This is a genomic window from Flavobacterium sp. ENC, assembly GCF_020991415.1.
Taxonomy (GTDB): Bacteria; Bacteroidota; Bacteroidia; order Flavobacteriales; family Flavobacteriaceae; genus Flavobacterium.
On the sequence record NZ_JAJMOY010000005.1, the window covers coordinates 177,338 to 200,768 of the forward strand.

Consider the following 23,431-nt stretch of genomic DNA (forward strand, 5'->3'; position numbering starts at 1 on the left):
CTTTGTCAAAAACAATTACACATGTCTATTTTATTTCTACAGTCCGAAGTCAAAGATCCCTATTCTTTTTATCAGAAAATGACAGCGGAAAATCCGGTCTATTGGGATGAAACCCATAAAATCTGGGCTCTTTATTCGTATGAAGCCTGCGCGAAAATATTAAATCATACCGCTGCGCATATTCCTGCCTTTCCTCCAAACGATAATCTTAATACATATGCTGCAAAAATCATCAGGAACTTAGCCCGATTATCAAACGGAATTCAGCATGAAATTGCAAAAGAAACTGCCGTTATTCTTTTTTCATCCATGAAAACGGTGGGAATAAATACTATTTTAGAAGAATTACTTCCACGAGAAGCAGTTCAGAATCCAATAAACTGGATAGAATTGGTCTGCAAAAAATTACCGGTTTTAACTGTGCTAAAAAGTTTTGATTTTAACGAAAAAGACACTCTTTTTATCTGTGAAAAAATAGCACTGCTTGTCAAAATAATGCAACCCAACAAAACCGCTGAAGATATCGAATCCATCAATACCGTTTCAGAAGAAATTTATGGCATCGCGGAAAGGCATCTTGTAAGACTTCCTTTTTATAAAGCGCTGATTGGTAAAATTTCAGCCACTTACCCTATTTCTTTGGAAGAAGCTATTTCAATGGTTGTCAGCAATCTAATCGGGTTGTTTATCCAAAGTTATGATGCGGGCAGAGGGCTTTTAAGCAATTCATTACTGCAAATACTTTCGAAAGAAAACCTTCCTGAACATAAAATCGACAAAGGCCGGATACAAAAAATCGTTTTGGAAACCTTACGATTTGATCCGCCCATTCACAATACCAGAAGGATGGCAACGGAAGACATTCTGTTAAACAAAATCATCATCAAAAAGAACGATCCCATTTTGATTGTGCTTGCGGCGGCAAATCGTGATCCCCGGAAATTTGAAAATGCAATGAATTTTGATATGGAAAGAAATAACAATCACGAGCATCTGACTTTCGGAACTGGCGGGCATATGTGCGTGGCAAAACATTTCTCTGTTAGCATTACGACCGAAGCTTTGTACTGTTTATTTACGAACTTCAATGTTGTACTTTCAGGGAATGAGATAACATATGAACCGATGATTAATGCCCGATTACCGAAAGCGATCTGGATTTCACTTTATAATTTAAATCAAACACTATGATAGCCGTAATTTTTGAAGTTATCCCAAACGAGGGGAAAAAAGAAGAATATCTTACTATTGCAGCAAATTTAAGACCCGAATTAGATCATATAGAAGGATTTATTTCTATTGAAAGATTTCAGAGTTTTAACGATCCTGAGAAAGTCCTGTCTTTATCTTTCTGGAAAGATGAAGAAAGCATTCTGCAATGGAGAAATCTTGAAATGCACCGCTTTGCGCAAGCTAAGGGCCGTGAAGAAATCTTCAGGGATTATCATTTAAGGATTGCAGCTGTTGTTCGCGATTATGGGATGTTCGACCGCAAAGAAGCACCGAAAGACAGTTTAAATTTTCATGATTAGTTTTTAGGCGCAAGGTTCAGAGGGACAAAGGTGCAAAGATTCTGTTTCAGTTAAAATCTAAGAAGTCCAAAAATCTAAAGATCTAAGAAGTCTAAGATATAACAAATCTAAATTTTGACTACTTTTGCAGTATGGAAGAGAATTTAAAACGTCTAAATAAATTTATTGGGGAAACCGGTTATTGTTCCCGTCGTGAAGCCGATAAACTTATCGAAGAAGGGCGTGTCACGATAAATGGAGTTGTACCTGAAATGGGAACGAAAGTTTCTCCGGATGATGAAGTACGCATAGATGGAAAATTAATCGTTGAGAAACACGAAAAAATGGTGTACCTGGCTTTCAACAAACCTGTTGGAATCGAGTGCACTACTAATTTAGAAGTAAGAAACAATATTGTAGATTATATCAATTACCCAAAACGTATTTTCCCGATCGGCCGATTGGATAAAGCCAGTGAAGGATTAATTTTTATGACCAATGACGGTGATATCGTCAACAAGATTTTACGCGCCAGAAACAACCACGAAAAAGAGTATACGGTAACCGTCAACAAACCTATTACGGACCGGTTTATACAACGAATGGGAAATGGTGTTCCGATTCTGGATACAGTTACCCGAAAATGTAAAGTAGAGCAAATTAGCAAATACACGTTCAAAATCATTCTGACCCAAGGTTTAAACCGCCAGATTCGTAGAATGACCGAATATTTAGGATATGACGTAACGGCATTGAAACGTATCCGAATTATCAATATTTCACTGGATGTTCCTGTTGGACGTTATCGCGATCTGACTGCTGACGAGATTACCGAGTTAAATCGTTTAATCGAACCTTCCAGTAAAACAGAGGAAGCGAGCTTACCAAAAGCGGAAGCTCCGAAACGAAGAACAGAATTTATTTCAGAACACGATCCAAGATTTAAGAAAAAAGGAGATTATTAATCTCCTTTTTTGTTTTATCGTTATCTCAAGATCCTGAAGTTTTTTACAAAGTCTTTGTATTTATCACTCAGCGTTACTTTATGATTTCCTTTTAAAATAACCAGATTGTCATTGACAATGATTTCTTCTATTTTCGTTGCATTTACAATATAATTGCGATGGGTCTGAAAAAACTTAGTAGCATCCAAAAGCTGAATTATTTTGGTTAACGAAATCAGTATTACAAATTTTTCGACATCGGTTATGATGTTACAGTAGCGGTCTTCCACTTCAATGTAAACGATGTCCTCGATTCTAACTTTCTTTAAAGCTTTATTTTTTTTGATAAAGAGAGAATCATTACTTATCACCGCATTTTGGTCTTCACTGTGAAAAACATTGGTTTGCCCGTAGAATTTTTCGATGGCCATTTCGAGCGCATACAAAATCTCGAGTTCGTTAAACGGTTTTAACAAAAAGCTAAAAGGTTTGGTCAGTTTAGCCCTTTCAAAAATCTGGCGATCTTTCGAACTGGTCAAAAAAACAAAAGGTTTCAGACCATTAGGAACAATAGTAATGGTTTCGGCAAAAGTAATTCCGTCCGGCTTTCCATCCAGAAAAACATCAATCACTACAATATCAATCACATTATTATAAAACAATTTTAGTGCTTCATTGTAATTAGTCGCAATTCCAACAATAGTATAATTGTTTTCGGTAAGTACTTTTACAAGTGCATCGCTTTCTGCAGCAGTGTCCTCGATAATAAGTACATTAATATTATCCATGATTTTTAAAATTTTGTAATGCAATAATTATTTTAGTCCCACTATTTTCTTCGCTTTCGATCTCCAGTTGTCCACCATTTTTATGAATCATACTTTTGCATAACTGCATTCCAAGACCGGTTCCAATTATGTCGTCATTTTTCTTCTTAGAAAGCAGAATTGTTTCTTTTAATAATTCTTCCCTGGCAGCTTTACTCATTCCCAGTCCGGTATCTTCAATCACCAGGTAGCAAAACTCTTCTGATGCAGGACGTGTGTAAACAGAAATAGTTCCATTTTCTTTAGAGAATTTAATGGCATTATCCAGAAAATTACGAATAATAATTTTGAGCGAATCCAGATCGGCAAATACATAATCAGAAGCAGCTACTTCATTTTTAAAGTGGATGTTCTTATTTAACATTAAAGGCTTATAGTTGTACTCCACATGCTGCACAATCGTAGCCAGATGTAATGATTCCTGATAAAAATAAGCTTGCTGGGTTTGTAGCAAAGCCCAATTAAGCAGATTATCCAGCAGATTATAGGCACCATTGGCAATCGTACTATTATTGTGAAGCAAAACATCGAGCTCTGTGAAATTTTTATTTTCCAGATTCTCTATCAGCTTTCCGTTACTGACTTTCAATGCGTTTACGGATGAACGTAAATCATGACTCACTATAGAAAACAACTTGTCTTTTGTGGCATTCAATTCGTCGAGTTCATTTTTCTGTGCTAAGATTATCTTATTGTTTTTAATTTTTTGCCGGTAAAAATACACTCCGGTTCCAAACAATATCAAAAGCAAAAATGACGAAATGATAAAACCATTTCTTTCGGCTACTTTTACTTTATTTTCCGCTGCAAGAACATCTACTTCTTTTTGTTTTTGTTTTACTGCAAATTTCTTTTCTAAATCGGCAATTGCCCAAACTTTATTCTGGTCGTTTAGGGAATCTTTCCACGTTTCTAATTCTTTTCTGTACGTTAGGGCTAACGGGAAATTTTTCCTGTTTTCCTCCACTACGGCCATATTTAAGGCTGCAGTCTTTTTTAGATTGAAAGAATTTGTTTTTTTGGATAATTGATATGCTTTTTCAAAATAAGGAATTGCCTGACTATCTTTATATTGCGTATAATACAAATTTGCTATATCTATATAGGAACTGATAAGCATCAAGGTATCTTTTTCTTTTTCCAGCAATTTTGAACCTTTAAACAAATATTCTTCCGATTTATCAAATTTTGCAAGATGTAAATAACACAATCCTATATTGTGAAAAATGCTGCTTCTGTAAATATTGTAAGATGCGCTTACAGGAAGCTTTTCAATTTCCTGAAAATAGTGTAAAGCCCTTTTAAAATCACTTTGCTCCAGCGCAATTTCACCTAAATTAATTTTAACCTTATAAGAATGCCGAAAATTAGGAGGCACCAGATTAAATTCTTTTTTTGCTTCCTTAAATAACTTTTTTTGCTTAAAACTAACTCCTCTAAAATAATAGCAATAATTTTTAAGTTCAGCGTTTTTAGTAAGACTTAACTCTTTCATGGAATAAACCAAGGTTGAATCCCAATTTTTTTCTGTAAAAAATTTTTGCGCTTTATTAAAATTATGTTCTTCGTTAAATTTTGCAGCTATTGCTTTTATTTCAATAGCAAATAATTTATCATTGTGTAATCTATCCTGAGAGAAGAGAAAAAAAGAATTTAGAAATAATATTGAAACAATGTATAATTTGATTTTAGTCATTATATTTTCTAAAAAATTATATTTCAAAGTGTAAATTGAGGTAAATAAATAAGAGTTAAATCCTATAAATAAAAAATATTTATAGGATTTTTTCAGTTTCAAAAATTAAATTTAAGGATGACCAACCCCGGTTCCGGTTCCTGGCAAAACTACAGTTTCTGTCCCTCTGGAAGTTATTGGGTCAATATCCCAGAGAAACGTCTGAATTGTTCTTATGCTTTCCAGTCCTCCTTCATATGGAATTTCATCAGCATCAAAGCTAACTTCATAGATGTGAAAATCATGTCCTTCCGTCCCTTTTAAATCATAGGATATAAAAAATTGAAGCTGTGCTTTCCCATCAATACTAATATAAGAATTTTGGTAGACACTAAGTTTTAAATTTTTTGATTCTTCATGAGTTACAAAAATTACAGCTCTAACACTCAGTTTATTATCTAGATAGTAGGCCTCCACAACCGGAGAAAAAAGGTCTTTTGTAAATTTATCAGGAAATGAAACTTTTCCTCTTTTAAGATATTCCGCCGGTTCTTTGATCATTTTTCCTGGTGGGTAAATTTCTTGGCCAGGTTCTACTAAAGTAATTTTTTCCATGGTATTTGTTTTTGGGTTAATTTTTATTGTTTTTTTATGTTTTTAAGAAATAATTGAATTAATAAACATAAAAAGGTCTTTTTTTCAGAAATCAAATATAGTAAACATTTTCCTAATAACTTTTATGCCCTTCTAATAAGTCTATTAATTAACAATTACTTATTAGTCACTTTTATAAAAAACGCAGTAAATGCGATCTGTCAGAAGAATCACACCCGATTTTTACGGCAAAAAAAATCCCATTCTGCTTTGAATGGGACTTGTAAAATTATTTTTTTGCACTTATAAATTCATAGTACAGGGCTTTCGATAAAAAAGATTTTTCCTGATAACGCTCTATTTCTCCTTCTCTTGGATCATCAACGAATAAAATATCCAGATTGTGCAATGAAAAATATTCTCTTCGGGCTTCATCGTTAAAGTTTAAATCACTCAAAAACCTTGGTTCCACTCCTTTGTTTACTGAAATATTATACGTTGTAATCAGATTTCCCCAATTGACAAAACTGCATAAAAGAATGGTTCCGTAAAAATACCAGACCATCTGATTGAAAAGATAGGCATTTGTTTTTTGGTTTTTGATTTTTAAAAAAGCATATACTAATCCAATGATTGCCAGGATCAGAAAAGCATAAACACCCAGTCTTTTATAAGTCAGTCCGAAAAAGGAAACATATTCTGAGTTTTTAACGATTGTACTTATGATCAGAACTCCGTTTAATACAATCCAGAGTTTTGCAAGCCTTTTCAGGTTTATTGCTTTTTCATCGAAATTAAACCCTCCTTTAAAATAGAATAAGATCACCCCAACAGCCATCACGATAGAAAAAATAACGGCATTGACTCTTTCATGCGTTGCGGCACTTAACTGAGACGTTTTAATTACTTCAAAAAACTGTTCGTAATTGTACGTCGCAACAAAAACAAGAAGCATTACATTTAAAAGCAACAAGGTGATTTCCCCGCTTTTTCTTTCGAAATCCAGATCAAGAAAAGAGAAGGTATTTTGGTTTTTTACCTGTTCTGCATTCTCAAACTCATTGTCCAGCACCGGATTTTTATCATAACATACATCCGGTACCCAGTAATTCCAGAAAGAGAATGAAATATAAAATCCCAAAATACTAATCAGAACGATTTGCACGATATCAATATCTAACGTGTAATCAGTAAAAAGGGAAGAGAAATGGTCGCTTCCAAAAGAATACACTACAAAAAACAGTATCAGGAATATCGCCGGAATCATCACATATGCTACGAGTTTTTTTGCAATATTATTATTGATTTTCCTTTGTGGAAGCCATTGGCTAAAGATAAAAACGCGCCCTACTGAAGCAAATGCATTTAAAAACACCAGCGGAAAGATCTGAATGATTTTTAGTTTTGTTTCCTGCGTTTTAAACTGCAGAAAAAGCACGGACATCACAAGGGCTAAAAAAGAAACAAAATCCCCGTACCAGGCAAAAGCAAGGCAGGAAAGCACCGACGTAACTACCAAAATTAAATGGAAACGGTCTGTAAACCGATCCTGAAAGTAATAACAGATTAAACCTGTTAGTATCAAACCAAAAATAGCGAGATTAACCCCTACTGACTCATTGTAAAAAAGCGGTATAAAAAGAATACTGCAGACTAAGATAAAATGGATTTTTTTCATGATATAAAATTTAAAAGTACTTTGCATTTCAAAGTAATTGGATAAAAAAATAGTGTTATTAGAATTTCATTAATTTTTCAAGACTATTCAGATGCTCCTTAAAGGCAGCGCGGCCAAGATCTGTAACCCTGTACGATGTTTTGGGCTTTTTACCCACAAATTCTTTTTTTACTTCAATGTATTGTGCTTTCTCAAGCGCTGAGGAATGACTTGCTAAATTACCATCGGTGATGTTCAAAAGTGTTTTCATTTCGGTGAAGTCAATCCACTCGTTCACAATCAGAATAGACATAATACCTAATCTGACGCGGCTTTCGAAATCTTTATTTAATTTATCAATGATTCCCATTGGTTTATTTGTATTTTTTGAACATGATTAGTCCGTACAGGATATGTAAAATTCCAAAACCAATAATCCAGAAAATCAAACCATATCCAATGAAAAACAACGAAATACATCCTAAAATAAGCTGGCTGAAACCTAAATATTTCACATCTGAAAAAGTATATTTTTCGGCATTTATCAAGGCTAGTCCATAGAAAATCAACGTGGTTGGAGCCACTAAAATAAAAATTTTATGGTAAATCAAAGCCAGACAAAATATCCCGCCAATTACCAGAGGGATAGCCAGATTGAAAAGCATCTTTTTTGTTGCGGTTGTCCAAATGGGTAAATTGTATTTTTTACTTTTTCGTATTGTAAAAAAGATTCCGAAAACAAAAGCAAAGAGTAAAATGATCAATCCACTGGTGATTAGTTCTGAAACTAAATTACCATCCAGCAGAATGTGTTCTCCATCAAGATAATTTATTCCGTTTATTTTGAATAACTGGTAAACATACAATCCTCCTATTAAAGCTGAAAGTCCGGCAAAAACTCCTGAAAGTCCGCTTAAGGATATAAATCTGGAAGAGCGCTCCATCATGGAACGAATATGCGATAAATCTTCTTGGTGCTTCTGATTCATGGTTAAAGTACTTTGTACTGCAAAGTTATATTTTATTTTGAATTGACAAACAAAAATGTGTTTTTATTTGCCATCGAGAAAACTGAACCCTGAAAATTGTAAGCTTTTCTTAAGAGCGAGTCATCCGGAACCTGCAGTTGCGTGAGGGATAGGAGCAATCCGCCGCAGCGGAGCGGATAGCCCGACCGTATTGGCTAAAGGCGCTTATCTCCGGCACCAATGGAGCGCCTTTAGCCAATGCGGTCACGCCAAAATATACAAATACAAAAGCCCATTCTGTTGAACGGGCTTTGTTATGAAATTGCGAAAATTAATCAGAACCATCTTCTGCGTTTGAATAAAAATACTCCAAAGACAGACAGAATAATTGAAACGAAAAGAAGAATCCAGATGCCGTATTTGCTTTCTTCAAGGCCATTTGGGACGTTCATCCCGTACAAACTGGCAATCAGCGTTGGAATCATCAGGATAATAGAAATAGAAGTCATCTGTTTCATTATATTATTCATGTTATTCGAAATCACCGAGGCGTAGGCATCCATCATTCCGGTCAGAATGTTACTGTAAATATTGGCGGTATCCTGTGCCTGACTTAGTTCGATTTCGACGTCTTCGAGTAAATCTAAATCGTAGTCTGCTTTATGTGCTTTCAGGTTTTTGATGCGTTGGAATAAAACGTCGTTTGCTTTTAAGGAAGTGATAAAAAAGACCAGACATTTTTCGATTTGAAGCAAGGCCTGCAGTTCTTCATTTTTAATCGATTTCTCCAGATTATCTTCGGCGAGCTTTATTTTCTGATTGACTTGCTTCAGGTATTTAAGGTACCATACGCTTGATGAAAGCAATAATCGCAAAACCAGATCGGGATTATCTTTGACTTCAATGTTTTTACGCTGTGAATAGAAAACGAAATCTGAAATAATTTCCGTTTTGTAAAACGTAATGGTTACGCAGATATCGTCTTTGAAAATGACACCCAGCGGAATGGTCTGAAAAGGCAGTTTAACGTCGTCACTTTTAATGGGAACGCGCATGATGATTAAGGTCCAGCCGTCTTCGATTTCGATACGGGGTCTTTCGTCAATATCTTCAATATCGTTGTAAAAGGCTTCGGGAATCTGAAGCTCTTCTAATAAGTATTTTTTTTCTGTTTCTGATGGATTTTCAATATTAATCCAGCAGTTTGGAGTCCATTTTGAGATTTCCAGTAATCCGTTGTTGTTTTTGGTGTAAAAGGCTTTCATTTCAAAAATACGGGGTGTTATCACAGCATTTTGAAATTTTCAAAAGCTGCTTTTAATTTAATACTAACGAATCATAATCGTCCATTTGGAGAAGTGTTTTTTTAAGTGCTGCAAAAGTATCTTTTATTTTTCAGACCCAAAACTTTAAAGTATTAATTATATATTAAAATGGAACTTTGGACTATTATTTAAATTCCAAATTTAAAAATTCCAAATTCCAATTTTTTCCACCGCAACTCTCGTCTTTTTTATTCTTTGCTGGTTAAGCTGAGAGATTCTGGTTTCTATTTTGTATCCTTACAGAACTTAAATTCTACCTCTCTGTGTGTTAGAAATTTTAGTTCTATAAAGCAAAAAAACCTGTTCAATAGAACAGGCTTTACTATATATTTAGAGCAATTTATTTTCCCGCGCTTCTCATTTTGCGTGCCAAAAGCGTATTTTTCAATAACATCGCAATGGTCATTGGTCCTACTCCACCCGGAACAGGCGTAATAAAAGATGCTTTTTTACTTACTTCACCAAAATCAACATCGCCTTTTATGACGTACCCTTTTGAATTGGATGCATCCTCTACGCGGGTAATTCCAACATCAATGATTACCACTCCGTCTTTTACCATATCACCTTTTAAAAATTCAGGAACTCCTAAAGCGGTAATGATAATATCGGCATTTTTAGTGAATTCCGCTAAGTTTTTAGTGCGGCTGTGTGTCAGTGTAACGGTTGAATCACCAGGATTCCCTTTACGGCTCATTAAGATGCTCATCGGGCGTCCTACGATATGACTTCTTCCAATAACTACTGTATGTTTTCCAGCCGTTTCTACTTTATAGCGCTCTAACAACTCCATAATTCCAAATGGTGTTGCCGGAATGAAACTTTCCATTTCAAGCGCCATTCTCCCAAAGTTGGTCGGGTGAAATCCGTCTACATCCTTGTCCGGATCGATCGCTAGTAAGATTTTTTGTTCGTCGATGTGTTTTGGCAATGGTAACTGAACGATATATCCGTCTAGATTATCGTCTTCGTTTAGTGCTGCAATTTTATCTAATAAATCGGCTTCGGTAATATCCTCAGGCAAAGCTACTAAAGTGGAATCGAAGCCAATTTGCTGGCAGGATTTTACTTTACTTCCCACGTAAGTTAAACTTGCTCCGTTATTCCCTACGATTACTGCTGCCAAATGAGGCACTTTTCCTCCGGCATCTTTAATCGATTGAACTTCGGCTGCAATTTCGTTTTTGATGTCTTCAGCTGTTTTTTTACCGTCTAGTAGTTGCATTATGTTGTAGTTAAAATGTTTCAGGTTTAAAGTTTCAAGTTGTAAAATTGAAAGTTCTTATTTCTTATTATTTAAAAAAGTTTCAAATTTCAGTCTCAAAACCTGAAACCTGAAACTTGAAACTTTTATTTTATTATCTCGGCATTCCGCCTGGCATTCCTTTCATGCCTCCCATCATTTTCATCAGGTTTTTTCCGCCCGGGCCCTGCATCATTTTCATCATCTTGCTCATTTGGTCGAACTGCTTCATTAACTGGTTTACCTGCTCGACTTTCGTTCCGGAACCTTTAGCGATCCTGGCTTTTCTTTTTACATCGATTATGGAAGGTTTACTTCTTTCGACCGGAGTCATCGAATGAATGATCGCTTCAATGTGTTTGAAAGCATCGTCTTCGATTTCAACATCTTTCATGGCTTTTGAAGCACCCGGTATCATTCCAACCAGATCTTTCATATTACCCATTTTCTTCACTTGCTGGATCTGCGTTAAGAAATCATCAAAACCAAATTCGTTTTTAGCGATTTTCTTCTGAAGTTTTCTGGCTTCCTCTTCGTCAAATTGCTCCTGCGCTCTTTCCACAAGGGACACAACGTCTCCCATACCTAAGATACGTTCAGCCATACGATCCGGATAGAAAACATCAATTGCTTCCATTTTCTCTCCTGTACCGACAAATTTGATTGGTTTGTTTACAACCGATTTGATAGAGATTGCAGCTCCACCACGGGTATCACCATCTAATTTTGTCAGGATAACTCCATCAAAATTTAAGATATCATTGAAGGCTTTGGCTGTATTTACGGCATCTTGTCCTGTCATAGCATCTACAACGAACAAGGTTTCCTGTGGCTGAATTGCTTTATGAACACGGGCAATTTCGTCCATCATTTCCTGGTCTACTGCCAAACGTCCGGCTGTATCGACGATAACTACGTTAAAACCGTTTGCCTTCGCATGCTTAATTGCATTTTGTGCAATTTCAACAGGATTTTTATTTTCCGGTTCTGAGTACACCTCAACACCTATCTGGTCTCCCACAACATGCAACTGATTGATCGCCGCAGGACGGTAGATATCACAAGCTACAAGAAGTGGTTTTTTGTTTTTCTTAGTCTTTAAAAAGTTGGCTAATTTTCCGGAGAAAGTCGTTTTACCGGAACCTTGCAAACCTGACATTAAAATAATGCTCGGATTCCCGGAAAGATTAATTCCTGCAACATCTCCACCCATTAATTCTGTTAGTTCATCTTTAACTAATTTTACTAATAGCTGACCTGGCTGAAGCGTTGTTAATACGTCCTGACCTATTGCTTTTTCTTTTACTTTGGTCGTAAAATCCTTAGCAATTTTAAAGTTAACATCGGCATCTAATAAGGCACGACGAACTTCTTTTAAGGTATCGGCAACGTTTACTTCTGTAATTTTCCCGTGTCCTTTCAGTATATGGAACGCTTTATCTAACTTATCACTTAAATTATCAAACATATTATTTTGTTTATTTGAAGTGCAAAGATAATCTAATTAGATATTTCAGGCAATTTTTATTTAGCTGCATTTAACCGCAAGGCACGCAAAGATTTTGCGCAAAGTTCGCTATGTTTTTTTTCTCGCATATTTAGCAGATCGGGCAGATTATTTTTTAGATTATGTATGAAAAAATCTGTTAAATCTGCTAAATCTGCGGGAAACAAAAAAAGCGCAAAGAGTATAAAAACTTTGCGCCTTTGTAACTGACTTTTTTTTGCACGCAAAGCTTTTGTGCAAAGTTTGCTATGTTTTTTTGCTCGCAGATTTAGCAGATCGGGCAGATTATTTTTTAGATTATGTATGAAAAAATCTGTTGAATCTGCTAAATCTGCGGGAAACAAAAAAAAGCAAAGAGTATAAACCTTTGCGCATTTGTAACTTGGCTTTTTTTTGCACGCAAAGTCGCAAAGACGCAGAGAAAACACCTTTGCAACTTTGTTCCTTTGTTCCTTTGAACCTTTTTTAAATTAGAACTGAAAATAGATAAACGGCTGAGAACCTGCTACTGCTGTTGCGTACACAATCCAATAGACGAAACCTAAAATGATTGCTTTAATCAATAAAGGAGTCCTGTCAAAAGTCCATTTTAGTTTTGTGGTGAATATTTCAGGTAAGAAATGCCAAACATATCCGAACAACATTAATAAGAATACATTTTTGTATCCTAAAACTATGGCTTTCCATTGTTCCGGCTCGAAAGTTAACTGACCAATATTATTGATGACCTGCAAGGCTGTTTCGAAATCTCTGGCGCGGAAAAAGATCCAGCAGAAAACGACGAAGTGAAATGTAATCAGGATAGAGAAAAACTTCCAAAGGAAATTAGAGCCTTCTTTTTTGGAAGGGAAAAGTTCCATGAAAATTTTATGAACGGCTAATGCCAGTCCATGTAAAGCTCCCCAGATAATGAATTGAGCTCCGGCTCCGTGCCATAATCCTCCCAAAAGCATGGTAGTGAATAAGTTGAAATTGGTTACAAGCGTCTGATTTTTTTTCTTCGAAAGTAAAAATGTCAGGCAAAAAACGCCAATTGCTCCAATTGCTATGGCCAGCGGAATAAAGCTTTCATTCACATTCGACATTCCCCAAAGCAATAATCCGAAGAAGAATAAACTTGGAAACAAATATCCGGCAAATGTTCCTTCTCTGTTTCCTCCGATGGAGATGTACAAAAAGTCTTTTAGCCATGTTGATAGCGAAATATGCCATCTTCTCCAGAAATCGGTAATCGATACTGATTTATATGGCGTTCTAAAGTTGGCCGGCAATTTAAATCCTAACAACAAAGCAATTCCGATTGCCATGTCTGAATATCCTGAAAAATCACAGTAAATCTGGATGGCATATCCGTAAGAGGCCATTAAATTTTCAAATGAAGTATAACTCATCGGCGTATCAAAAACACGGTCTACGAAATTGATCGAGATGTAATTTGAAATTACCGTCTTCTTTATTAATCCGCCGATAATGAGGAACAAAGCGTTATTTACATCCTGTTTCGTAAGGTTCAGCTTTTGATAAATCTGCGGAAGAAAATCTTTGGCACGTACGATTGGTCCTGCCACTAATTGCGGGAAGAAGGAAACGAAGAATAAATATTCGATGTAATTTTTTGTTGGCTTTATTTCTTCACGATAAATTTCAATGATATAACTCATCGACTGAAACGTATAAAACGAAATTCCGACCGGAAGGAAAACATTATGAAGTTCGAAATGACCATTGAACATATCATTGTAGGTCACGATCATAAAATTCATATACTTGAAATACCCCAGTAATCCTAAATTTAGGATCACACTTATTACCAGATATATTTTCTTTACCACGTCTTTCTTTTCCCTGTAGATAATCTGACTAAGGCCATAATCGACTACGGAAGAAAGAAGTAACAACAAAAAGTAAATCCCGCTTGACTTATAATAAAAGAAAAGTGAAAACAGAATAACGTATGTTAATCGTAAATAAAATGTTTTACGCAAAAACGCGTAAACAAAATAGAAAACCAGAAACAATCCGAGGAATAAACCTGTATTGAATAATAATTTTTCTTCGGGATTATATATGAACCAACTTTTGGCTTGTTCTATCGTAATTTCTCCAAAATTCTGAACAAACCAGTCATTTATGCTATTACCTGTTATCAACTTACTTTTTTGATTTAAAATTATCGTATGCTCTTAAAAATGCCTCTGTAAAAAGTTTTCCTTGCTTTTCGTATCCTTTTTTAGAATAATGAACGAAATCCGGACCAATTAATCCTTCTGCTCTTAATGTTCTCACTCCGTTTAAGCCTCCAAATTCATCGTATAAATCCCAAACTGCAAAATCATCTTTTTCTGCAACGCTGTTAATACGTTCTGCGTATTCTTTCACGTAAATATTTGGTTTTCTTTTTCTGTGCAGCGAAGGCGGCGGTGTCATCACAATAATAGGAACGTCAATTTTTTGTTCCTTAAGATTACTTATAAATTCCCGCAATTGTCTGATATATGCCGAAGCTTCCATGTTGTCGTAACTTTCATTTGTTCCGAGGGAGAAAATCAACAAATCAGGTTTTAGGGCTTTTAATTGTTCAAAAAACAAAGGATATTTATTATAGTCTGAAAATTTAGCACCATTTACGCCGATTCCGCTGTAGGTTATACCCGGAGCATCTTTCTCGAGCACCAATCCGTTAAGTTCAAATTCTGAGGCACTTTTATTCGGGATCAGGTAAATTCTGTCTAATGCTTTTTCCGAATTATAATAATGTGAAAAAGAATCCGAGGTAAGATTTAGCGGAACAAATTCTGAGCTTTTAATATTTTTGGGTTTTGTTTCATTTGTAGGGATCTTCAGCGTTCTTCCTGCTCTGATATTGTTTGATTTCAGGCCGTTTGCCTTTTTAATTTCGGCAATTGAAATATTATATTTATCAGCAATTACAGAAATAGCTTCTCCTTTTTTTATTTTATGTGTTATGACTTTTCGTTCCGTAGATTGCGTGATATTTGTCTGAGAGGATATAGCCAGATCAAACATATCTTGATTTTGCGGCGTAATAATATGAATAGAGTTGAATTTATAAGCCGGATCTTTTATATTTAACTGTACTGCAAAACCTCCGGTATCTCTCCAGAGTCCAATGCCACTCAAGCCAACCGGTTTGCTTTTGAACGGATATATATTTCGATAACTTTCCCAGGTTTTGTTCGAATAAAACCTTTCGTTATAAGAGCCGTTTGTTTTTGCCAGTTGATACGGAAAAACAAAACCGCGACCTGCATTTCCGAACTGCTGCTGCAAAATTTTTCTAATTTTATTGGTCATTAAATCCCCCTGGATATGAGAATCACCAATGTGCACAATATTTATTTTCCGGTTCTTACCACTCTCATTTTCTTTTAATTTCTCAAAAACACTTTCTAATACCTGAGCATTATAAATGTGATTTCCAGTATAAGTTTCAATCGTAGCGGTATCGATTTTACTAATCATGTTTTTAATTGTTGAAAGTGAGACGGACTTTTGCGCTTTACTATTTGCCGACCATAAAAGACAGCAAAAGAAAATAATAAGTTTATTCATTTACACTATCTTTTAGCACAGATACGGAATCTGCTTTAGTTTTTCTGACAGGTTTTGGTCGCTCCCCTGCTTCACGTTTTTCACGCAGTACTTTATATTCTTCGTAACCTTTATTCAACTGACTGTACAATAAATTTCCGATGGCCTTTGCTCCGCGCTGGTTAAAGTGTGTATAATCTTTATTGGCTCTGGCCGGAGCTTCATCTACCCATTTTACCATTGACCCATCGCCACCCATCAGGGTATACAGATTTACAAATCCTGATTCGGTATCGAGGGCGTATCTCTTCTGTGCTTTCATTAAAGGAACCACGGCCGAATCGGTTTTCATTTCAAGATCGTATTTCGTTGATTTATCAGCTGTTGAAACAATCAGAATAGAAACGCCCGGAAAAGATTCTTTGATTTTAGCTACTGTCTTTTTCATCCCTCTCTGGTACCAGGAATAATTTTTGGTCCCGTAATTTAAAACATTGGTTCCATAATGTAAGATGACCAGATCATACTTCAGGTTATGATTAAAGGCCTGCATTACGCCTGCATTAAACATTGAAATAGGCAGTCCTGAATTTCCTCTTTGTGAAAAATTATCCACATGAACACCTGTTCCATTATCAAAATTAAATCCATAAATCGGAATAGAATCAGCCTGTATGAAATTGGCTTTGAATGATTTTATACTTCCTGAGGTCACTTTCAGGGTATTCACCAGATTATTTGGAGAAAGGGTTTTTCGCAAGGTGTCTTTACCGATAATGAAATTCACATTTCCTTTTTTAGAGGCCTTTCCATAAAATAAGGTTGGATTATCTAAAGTCGTAGAGAATTTAGTCAATCCTGCCTCGTATTGTACCCAGGTAGAATTTGATTTGTCATTTGCAAAAAACACATGTCCGTTTACTCCGAAAGGACTTGTTGGTTTTTTTACATTCAGGTAGGATTGTGTTTTCCAGTTTTTGGAAAAAAGTGCTTTCACGGAACCTCTGGAAGCAGAAGATTCAGAGATTATCGAAACAAAACCTACTCCGTTTCCTCCAAAGCGTTCCTGATAATTCATTCGGACGTCCTGTACAATTAAGTCACCGTCGGTCATAGAATCCCCATAGTAAGCGATTCGGACTTTAGATTGTGGATTTTTCTCCAATTGATATAATTTCTCATAAAAAGAAATCAGGTATTGATATCCTTTATAATTATCGAAAGTTTCAGGCGGGAATTCAATTCCTTCAGAAGCATCAAAGATAATTTTTTCTCCTGCTTCCTTCTTTTCATCTTCAGAGATACTGTCTCCTTTTTGAGATAACGAATCATTGGCAACCGACTCCAGGAGCAGACTGTCAATAAGTATGTTTTTGGAGTCCAGTTTACCTTCCGGAAAAATTTTATCCGGTAAGATTTGTTTAAATCCGATGAAAGCTATGAATGCTAATGCTACAATGGCAAAAGACTGAAAAAAATAAGATTTTGTATTCACTTAGTACTTATAAATTTTGAAGAGCGGTTTTGTCAAACCCCGGTTTGTAAATTCCTGCTAATTCCTATAAAAAACATCCGCAAAGATAGGACTAAACGTTAATTTATAATTTTTTTTAACGATTAAAATAAAACAAAAAAAGAGGCTAGATAAATCTAACCTCTCTCAAAAAAAAATAAAAAAAACAAAGCTAATGATTCATTGAAATTCTGCTTTCGCATTTATTAGAATAAATAATCTTTATAGTTTTAATTTTCGCAGTGAATTATTTTAGTATCGCATACTCAAGCGTTACATTTCCTCTCTCTCCTGCTTCATTCAGCATAGAAAGGAATTTCACTTTGTAGTAATTTCCGGCTCCATCTTTAACTACATAAAAGCGATCTGTTCTGATACTTGGCAATGTTGTATCACTACCGCCATTTCTCCAGCTGGCTCCAATTATTCTTTGATCTGTTAATGAAGCTTTAAAATTATCTTCAACCACTTTTGCTTTTGTAAAATCGGCATAAGATCCTCCTGCAGCAACTAAAACCTGATAAACCTGCGCTCCTCCTCTTAAATTTGTGGTAATAAAATCGGCATAACCGTAAGTAACCTCGCCATTCCCCATGTTCAGGTAATTGGTAAACGTGGTAAAATTCAGATCCCATTTTTCTTTTTCAGGCTCAACAGAAACAGTATTTCCAGAAACTACGCTAAAAAATGAAAAGTTGAAAGCGGCATCTTTAGTAATGATTTTCTCCGTAAAAGTTGCTGAAGCTAAATCTGCGTATTGAATTTTATATCCATTTCCACTTCTTAAAATTCTAACTTTTTTCCAACCTCTGGCTTCACCATCAACACTCACCGAACCAAGACCTGGTTTTGTAGTTCCAACAGCTAATCCAAGGTTTACCAGATAAACTTTATTATCTGCATCAGTCGCTGAAATCTCAGCAATTGCAGTTCCAATTCCGGCTCCTGCACCCGCTAAAATTCCGGTTGGATTATCAACATATCCGTTTGATGCAAGGTTTTCACCTCCTATAGCCAAAACAGCCGGATCACTTGTCTGAGGTAATGTAATATCTGAAGTAGCTAACTTTTTAGCAGCCATTTTAAGAGATCCGTTTAATATCACTCTAAAATCTGACCCTGAAGAAAAACCGAAATCCCAGGCCGTTCTGTTTACAGACTTAGATTGTGCCGTACTTAAATCAAGATAAATCTGATTGGGCTGATTTGGACCTCCAACGGAAGGTTGTAAAGTTGCTCCTACTGAAGGTACTTCTGCAGTAGGTGTATTATCGTCGTCACTCGAGCATGCTGCTAGTGATACTAAGGCTATTGATAAAAATAATAGTTTTTTCATTGTATTTCTGTTTTATATTAAAGATTAAGGTTATATGCTAATTTTAAAAAATACGACCGTCCATAAGCCAGCATTACTTCTCCCGGCGCTGCATGTCCGGCCGTTTGATTTGTATTTGTCTGATTTACATTGGTGATATCAAAAAGATTTCGGGCTCCAATGGTAACTTCAAATTTTTCTTTAAGGAAGTTTTTGCGGGCTGACATATCAAGCCAGTTACTTTGGCCAATATCTGATAAGATGAATGAAGAAGACCCCTCTATAAAGCGTTGTGTTTTTCCATTATATTTATAATATCCGGAAAATGTAGTTTTCCATTTTGGAAAGAAATAAGAAAAACTTGCATTCAGATTAAAAGAATAAAGAAATTTATCATCCGATGTAAACATCTTATTCTCTATTTTTTGTGAGACGCCAATTATGGCAGCTCCAAAATTAAGACCCAAATTATCTTTTCGAAATTGATTGGTTGTTGAAAAATTCCAGACTTTATATTTACTTATATTGATGTATTGATATTCCGGATTACCTGTATCTGTATTAAATCCTGTCAGTGCCATATCTATTCGGTCATCTACATCCAAATAACTACCGGACAGCGTATTTGACATTTGTAATCCTGAAGAAAACACAGTTGTCTTTTTAAAACTGGTTTCATAAGAAGTACTGGTTTCGGGGATAAGATTTTCGTTCCCTATAAAGAAATGTCCATCAAAAATTAGTTTGGAATATAGCTCTTCAAACGTTGGGGTACGGAATCCGTTTCCGTATGAGCCGCGAACCTCAACTCCTTTATCAAATAAATATCTCAATCCTACTGAAGAAGCATATTGATTTTCAAACTTTGACTGAGCTGAAAACCTTAATCCCGGCCTAATCGAAAATCTTTGAGTTGCCATAATCTCCGAAGAAGCAAAAAAATCATAATTCTCAATCGTTTTTCGAACTGGCACAAAAATATTACTGGCCTCCTGAACCAGTGAATACCCCTGATTGTTTACGAATTCATATCCCAATTGCAAATCAACTTTCTTATCCGTAAAAAAATTACTTAATGTTCCCGTGGAGTATAAAACTTCCATCGACTGGTCTTTTACCGTAACATTATTTGCCTCATCCTTAGTTGCGAAAAGATATCTAAAATCCTCAACATCACGTTGTTGTTTTTGATGCGAAAGAGAAACATTATAATTGAGCTGAGAAAATATTTTACCAGTTGCATTTAAATTATGGAAATACCTGTTTGTCAAATATCTTTTGTCATCAGCGTATCTGTAAGATCCTTTAACGGGACTAAAACCTGACTGCACAGTACTATTATAATAATCTACGTTTTCATCCAGGTATTCAAACTTATAGAAAAAACGAAAATTATCTTTGTTGTAAGCAATTAATGCTGTACCATTTAACTGATCTTTTGGCAACCATCTATACCCTCGTGTACCATCATTTTCATTATAATCAATTCCATTTTTATCACTCAGGTAGCCCTGAAAATCATTACGATTTGCACCTACTGAAACAAACCAGTTTTTATTAAAATTATGAGTAACCCTTAAAGACTGAATGTGTCTCCCTTCTTTAAATAAAGAGTACTCGTCGCTAACAGTTTCTTCCTGAACCGCAGCATTTATACCCCATTTATATAGTGATGTTTTTTTTGTAATAATATTTAAAACACCACTAACAGCATTCCCGCCATAGGTAACTCCCATTGAACCCTCGACAATTTCAATATGATCTACATCATTAAGATTAATCTGAGATAAATCGGTGTTATTCCCCAAACCTGCTTCATTGACCAAAGGAACATTATCCACCAAAATTTTAAAATACTGCGCATCTAAACCAAATAAGGAAACGGTTGATCTTCCACTTGTACTACTTGGTCTTACAGTAATGTTTAAATACTGATTTAAGACATCCGCTAAATTATTTGCTGCTAAATTTTGTATATCCTGACTTGAAATCACACGAACATTAAAAACTGATTTTTTTATCGATTGTGGTTCAAACTGTCCGGTAACAACCACTTCAGAAAGTTTATTTACAGTCGTAGTATCCTTTTGTTGTGCAAAAGAAATTTGGCAAAAAAGAGCAACTGCAAAAAGGGTAAATTTTATTTTCATTATTTTTATTCAATCTTAATAATGACGCAAATATAGAAACTATTTTTATTTGTTCTAAATAAAAAGCATATATTTGCAAAAAATATAAAACCAAAATAATAGTTATGATTACAAAAAGCCTCTATTTTTCAGCCGTTATGGCTTTGACCTGTAGCCTTGGTTTCAGTCAGGACAAAAAACAACAAGACATTAAATCAATCAAATCGATGTGTGGTTGTTATGAAGTGAAGTTTAATTTTGCAGAAACTTTTCAATACGCTAAAGATTCGGCAACTTACAAACCTTCTCAGACAAAGCATGAATCTGCTTTAGAATGGGTGGAACTTTTGGAAGACACGCCTAATAAAATCGTAATGCAGCACTTATTGATCGTAAGTGATGATATGATTATCAAACACTGGAGACAAGACTGGCTGTATGAAAACACAGACTTGTATGCATTTGATAAAAACAATTCCTGGAAGTACAAAAAACTGGACAAAAAAGCCGTAAAAGGACAATGGACCCAAAAAGTATTTCAGGTAGACGATAGTCCAAGATATGAAGGATCTTCAACGTGGGTTCATGTAGACGGAGAAAACTACTGGTCAAACGTGGCTGATGCACCTCTCCCAAGAAGAGAGCAGACAAAACGTAATGACTATAATGTTTTAAAAAGAAGAAACATTCACGAGATCACCGCTACCGGATGGAATCATGAACAGGATAATGCTAAATTAATCCGGGATGACAGTGGAAAAGACGTTGTATTAGCAGAAGAAAAAGGATTTGATGTTTACACTAAAGTTCCGGATATCAAATGTATTGCAGGTCAGAAATGGTGGAAAGAAAATAACGCGCTGTGGAAAAATGTCCGTGACAAATGGCAGACCCTTTTTGACAGACATCAGGACTTAAACTTAGAAGCAAAAGTGGATAGAAAAGCCCTTTACTCTTTATTGTTTGATTTAAAACCAAACGCTACAAAAGCAGAAAGTGATGCTATTATCGACAAGTTCGTAAAATAAAAATGTTTGTGTTAGTTGTAAAAAGCCGATAGTTTCAGGACTATCGGCTTTTTTTATAAACAAAAACCGTTTAAAAATTAATTTAAACGGTTTCCCTTTATCAGTTATACTAAAAGCTTACTAATTCAAAATAGTTAAAAATGAATAAAGGGTTTATTGTATGATTAGACTCTATTTGGATTCTAATACTTATCCCAGAATAATTTGGTTGTCATTTTATCGCCTCCAATTGCTGCAGCAGCTGCAGTGTAATTCACTCCGTTTGTAGAGGAAGCCAGGTGGGAATAAACCATTCTCACAGGGACTTTTTTCTCAGCAGCTTCCACAGCCGTAGATGGTGCCTGAAGTTTTGGAAAATCAAGTCTCCTGTATGCTGTCCAGGCTTCAAATCCCCTGTTGTAATAAGCAATCCACATTTGATATGCGATTCTTTCCTTAGCATTACTTCCTGTTGCAGTAGCAAAAGCAACATTAGGCTGTGCCAGATAAAGTGTAATGTCAGCATCTGCTACACCCCAATATTTCATACTTGCAATAATACCATTCGTATAATGCGTCCCCGCAGGACCAACTGCCCACCCTCTGTTAGCAGCATCTGCCAACAAAAAAGAGGTTTCTGCATAATCAAAAAGATCTCCTTTGAAATTGATTTCTTTTAAGGCCGTATTGAATAAAGAAACAGTAACAATATCAGCTTTCAAACCATACGGTGCTCCCACATATACACCTCCTTTTTTAGAAGCAGGATCAAAATAAAAATCTCTTCTGGGATCATTAAGATTATTTAAAGCATCTGCGAAAAAGCCTGATATAGCAAAATCTGCCCTGCTTTTGAAATCTTCGTAGTTGGGATTAAAATGTGGTTTAGCAGATGTGTATTGAAAAATAGCATTGTCGGCATTGCTGGTCATTGCCCCGGAGTTATAAGCTGTTTCAACCAGGGTTTTAGCCAGAGCTGAATCTACATCTGACAATTGCATTCCTAATCTAATTTGAATAGAATTTCCGTATTTCTTCCACTTAGCAACATCTCCTTTATAAATTAAATCCGCTCCGTCAAAACTACCATATGCCGTGTTTAATTTACTTATTGCGTTAGGTAAACGGGTTGCCAAATCTTTGTAAATGGTAAGTCCGTCATCATATTTCGGCAGCCAGTTATCCGGTTTGATCGCTTCAAAATAAGGCACATTCCCGTAAAGGTCCACGAGGGTTTGAAATACCTGAACGATCTGGATTTCAAGGATTGCAACTTTGTTTTGTTTTACAGCAATAGCCTGAGTACCTGCTACAGGAGTATCGGCAATTTTATTCTGAGCGTCGATTAAGTCTTTCAGTACATCTCTGTAAAGCAGTTGCCAGTTTGCATTTCCCAATGAACGTGCCGCCATCTCATATCTGGATTCATCCGGATAAGCAATCGCTGACCATTGCTGTGCATACAATCTGAAATTATTTCTATTGGCAGATGCATTGTTTAAGAAAATAGCATATTGTTCCTGTGCTGAAGTCATGAGAGCTTCCGGAACAGGAGTAACATATGCTTTAGTATCCTCGTTTAAATCTTCGAGATTGTCGCACGAGTTTAGGCTCATTGCTAAGATTGCCAAAAATATAACGTATTTTAATTTTTTCATTTTTTT

At 35.6% G+C, this 23,431-nt stretch carries 19 protein-coding genes; 4 read left to right on the forward strand and 15 right to left on the reverse strand.

Going from position 1 to position 23,431, the window contains the following annotated elements:
* Positions 1-21: 21 nt before the first annotated feature.
* The 3 genes from LPB89_RS14860 to rluF all read left to right on the forward strand — a co-directional run bounded on the left by LPB89_RS14860 (position 22) and on the right by rluF (position 2,476).
* Positions 22-1,191: a cytochrome P450 gene (locus LPB89_RS14860; RefSeq protein WP_230702524.1), complete on the forward strand. Its 1,170-nt coding sequence runs from the start codon at positions 22-24 to the stop codon at positions 1,189-1,191.
* Positions 1,188-1,532, forward strand: coding sequence for an antibiotic biosynthesis monooxygenase (locus LPB89_RS14865; protein ID WP_230702525.1), 345 nt, complete (start codon positions 1,188-1,190; stop codon positions 1,530-1,532). The genes LPB89_RS14860 and LPB89_RS14865 overlap by 4 nt, the downstream gene beginning before the upstream one ends.
* Before the next feature lie 131 nt (positions 1,533-1,663).
* Positions 1,664-2,476 carry a 23S rRNA pseudouridine(2604) synthase RluF gene (rluF, locus tag LPB89_RS14870; RefSeq protein WP_230702526.1) on the forward strand — a complete coding sequence of 271 codons (813 nt, stop codon included), beginning with the start codon at positions 1,664-1,666 and terminating at the stop codon, positions 2,474-2,476.
* A 20-nt stretch (positions 2,477-2,496) separates the two neighbouring features.
* On the opposite strand, the gene LPB89_RS14875 is transcribed toward rluF, so the two are convergent.
* The 14 genes from LPB89_RS14875 to LPB89_RS14940 all read right to left on the reverse strand — a co-directional run bounded on the left by LPB89_RS14875 (position 2,497) and on the right by LPB89_RS14940 (position 20,781).
* Complete coding sequence (locus LPB89_RS14875; protein ID WP_230702527.1) at positions 2,497-3,243, reverse strand: LytTR family DNA-binding domain-containing protein; 747 nt, start codon at positions 3,241-3,243, stop codon at positions 2,497-2,499.
* The gene (locus LPB89_RS14880) at positions 3,236-4,777 is read right to left on the reverse strand and encodes a tetratricopeptide repeat-containing sensor histidine kinase (RefSeq protein WP_230702528.1); all 1,542 of its coding nucleotides are present in this window, start codon (positions 4,775-4,777) and stop codon (positions 3,236-3,238) included. Before LPB89_RS14880 ends, LPB89_RS14875 begins: the two co-directional genes overlap by 8 nt.
* A 312-nt stretch (positions 4,778-5,089) precedes the next feature.
* The gene (locus LPB89_RS14885; RefSeq protein WP_230702529.1) at positions 5,090-5,572 is read right to left on the reverse strand and encodes a hypothetical protein; all 483 of its coding nucleotides are present in this window, start codon (positions 5,570-5,572) and stop codon (positions 5,090-5,092) included.
* Positions 5,573-5,840: 268 nt separating this feature from the next.
* The gene (locus tag LPB89_RS14890) at positions 5,841-7,229 is read right to left on the reverse strand and encodes a DUF4173 domain-containing protein (RefSeq protein ID WP_230702530.1); all 1,389 of its coding nucleotides are present in this window, start codon (positions 7,227-7,229) and stop codon (positions 5,841-5,843) included.
* Positions 7,230-7,287: 58 nt separating this feature from the next.
* Positions 7,288-7,578, reverse strand: a complete 291-nt coding sequence (locus LPB89_RS14895; RefSeq protein ID WP_127338408.1) for a transcriptional regulator — start codon at positions 7,576-7,578, stop codon at positions 7,288-7,290.
* Positions 7,579-7,582: 4 nt separating this feature from the next.
* Positions 7,583-8,197: a hypothetical protein gene (locus LPB89_RS14900; protein ID WP_230702531.1), complete on the reverse strand. Its 615-nt coding sequence runs from the start codon at positions 8,195-8,197 to the stop codon at positions 7,583-7,585.
* A 314-nt stretch (positions 8,198-8,511) separates the two neighbouring features.
* Positions 8,512-9,465 carry a magnesium transporter CorA family protein gene (locus LPB89_RS14905; protein ID WP_230702532.1) on the reverse strand — a complete coding sequence of 318 codons (954 nt, stop codon included), beginning with the start codon at positions 9,463-9,465 and terminating at the stop codon, positions 8,512-8,514.
* 376 nt (positions 9,466-9,841) lie between these two features.
* A complete protein-coding gene (locus tag LPB89_RS14910; RefSeq protein WP_230702533.1) occupies positions 9,842-10,726 on the reverse strand; it encodes a bifunctional 5,10-methylenetetrahydrofolate dehydrogenase/5,10-methenyltetrahydrofolate cyclohydrolase in 885 nt (294 codons plus the stop codon).
* A 133-nt stretch (positions 10,727-10,859) separates the two neighbouring features.
* Positions 10,860-12,212: a signal recognition particle protein gene (ffh, locus tag LPB89_RS14915; RefSeq protein ID WP_127338412.1), complete on the reverse strand. Its 1,353-nt coding sequence runs from the start codon at positions 12,210-12,212 to the stop codon at positions 10,860-10,862.
* A gap of 509 nt (positions 12,213-12,721) precedes the next feature.
* Positions 12,722-14,401, reverse strand: a complete 1,680-nt coding sequence (locus tag LPB89_RS14920) for an MBOAT family protein (RefSeq protein WP_230702534.1) — start codon at positions 14,399-14,401, stop codon at positions 12,722-12,724.
* 1 nt (position 14,402) lies between these two features.
* Positions 14,403-15,734: a GDSL-type esterase/lipase family protein gene (locus tag LPB89_RS14925; RefSeq protein WP_230702535.1), complete on the reverse strand. Its 1,332-nt coding sequence runs from the start codon at positions 15,732-15,734 to the stop codon at positions 14,403-14,405.
* An 82-nt stretch (positions 15,735-15,816) separates the two neighbouring features.
* Positions 15,817-17,298: an SGNH/GDSL hydrolase family protein gene (locus tag LPB89_RS14930; RefSeq protein WP_230702536.1), complete on the reverse strand. Its 1,482-nt coding sequence runs from the start codon at positions 17,296-17,298 to the stop codon at positions 15,817-15,819.
* 265 nt (positions 17,299-17,563) lie between these two features.
* Positions 17,564-18,652, reverse strand: coding sequence for an HmuY family protein (locus tag LPB89_RS14935; RefSeq protein ID WP_230702537.1), 1,089 nt, complete (start codon positions 18,650-18,652; stop codon positions 17,564-17,566).
* 17 nt (positions 18,653-18,669) lie between these two features.
* The gene (locus LPB89_RS14940) at positions 18,670-20,781 is read right to left on the reverse strand and encodes a TonB-dependent siderophore receptor (RefSeq protein ID WP_230702538.1); all 2,112 of its coding nucleotides are present in this window, start codon (positions 20,779-20,781) and stop codon (positions 18,670-18,672) included.
* 104 nt (positions 20,782-20,885) lie between these two features.
* On the opposite strand from LPB89_RS14940, the gene LPB89_RS14945 reads away from it, so the two are divergent.
* Positions 20,886-21,788 carry a DUF6607 family protein gene (locus tag LPB89_RS14945; RefSeq protein ID WP_230702539.1) on the forward strand — a complete coding sequence of 301 codons (903 nt, stop codon included), beginning with the start codon at positions 20,886-20,888 and terminating at the stop codon, positions 21,786-21,788.
* Between the two features lie 182 nt (positions 21,789-21,970).
* Here LPB89_RS14945 and LPB89_RS14950 read toward each other — a convergent pair whose 3' ends face one another.
* Positions 21,971-23,425, reverse strand: a complete 1,455-nt coding sequence (locus LPB89_RS14950) for a SusD/RagB family nutrient-binding outer membrane lipoprotein (RefSeq protein ID WP_230702540.1) — start codon at positions 23,423-23,425, stop codon at positions 21,971-21,973.
* Positions 23,426-23,431 lie beyond the last annotated feature (6 nt).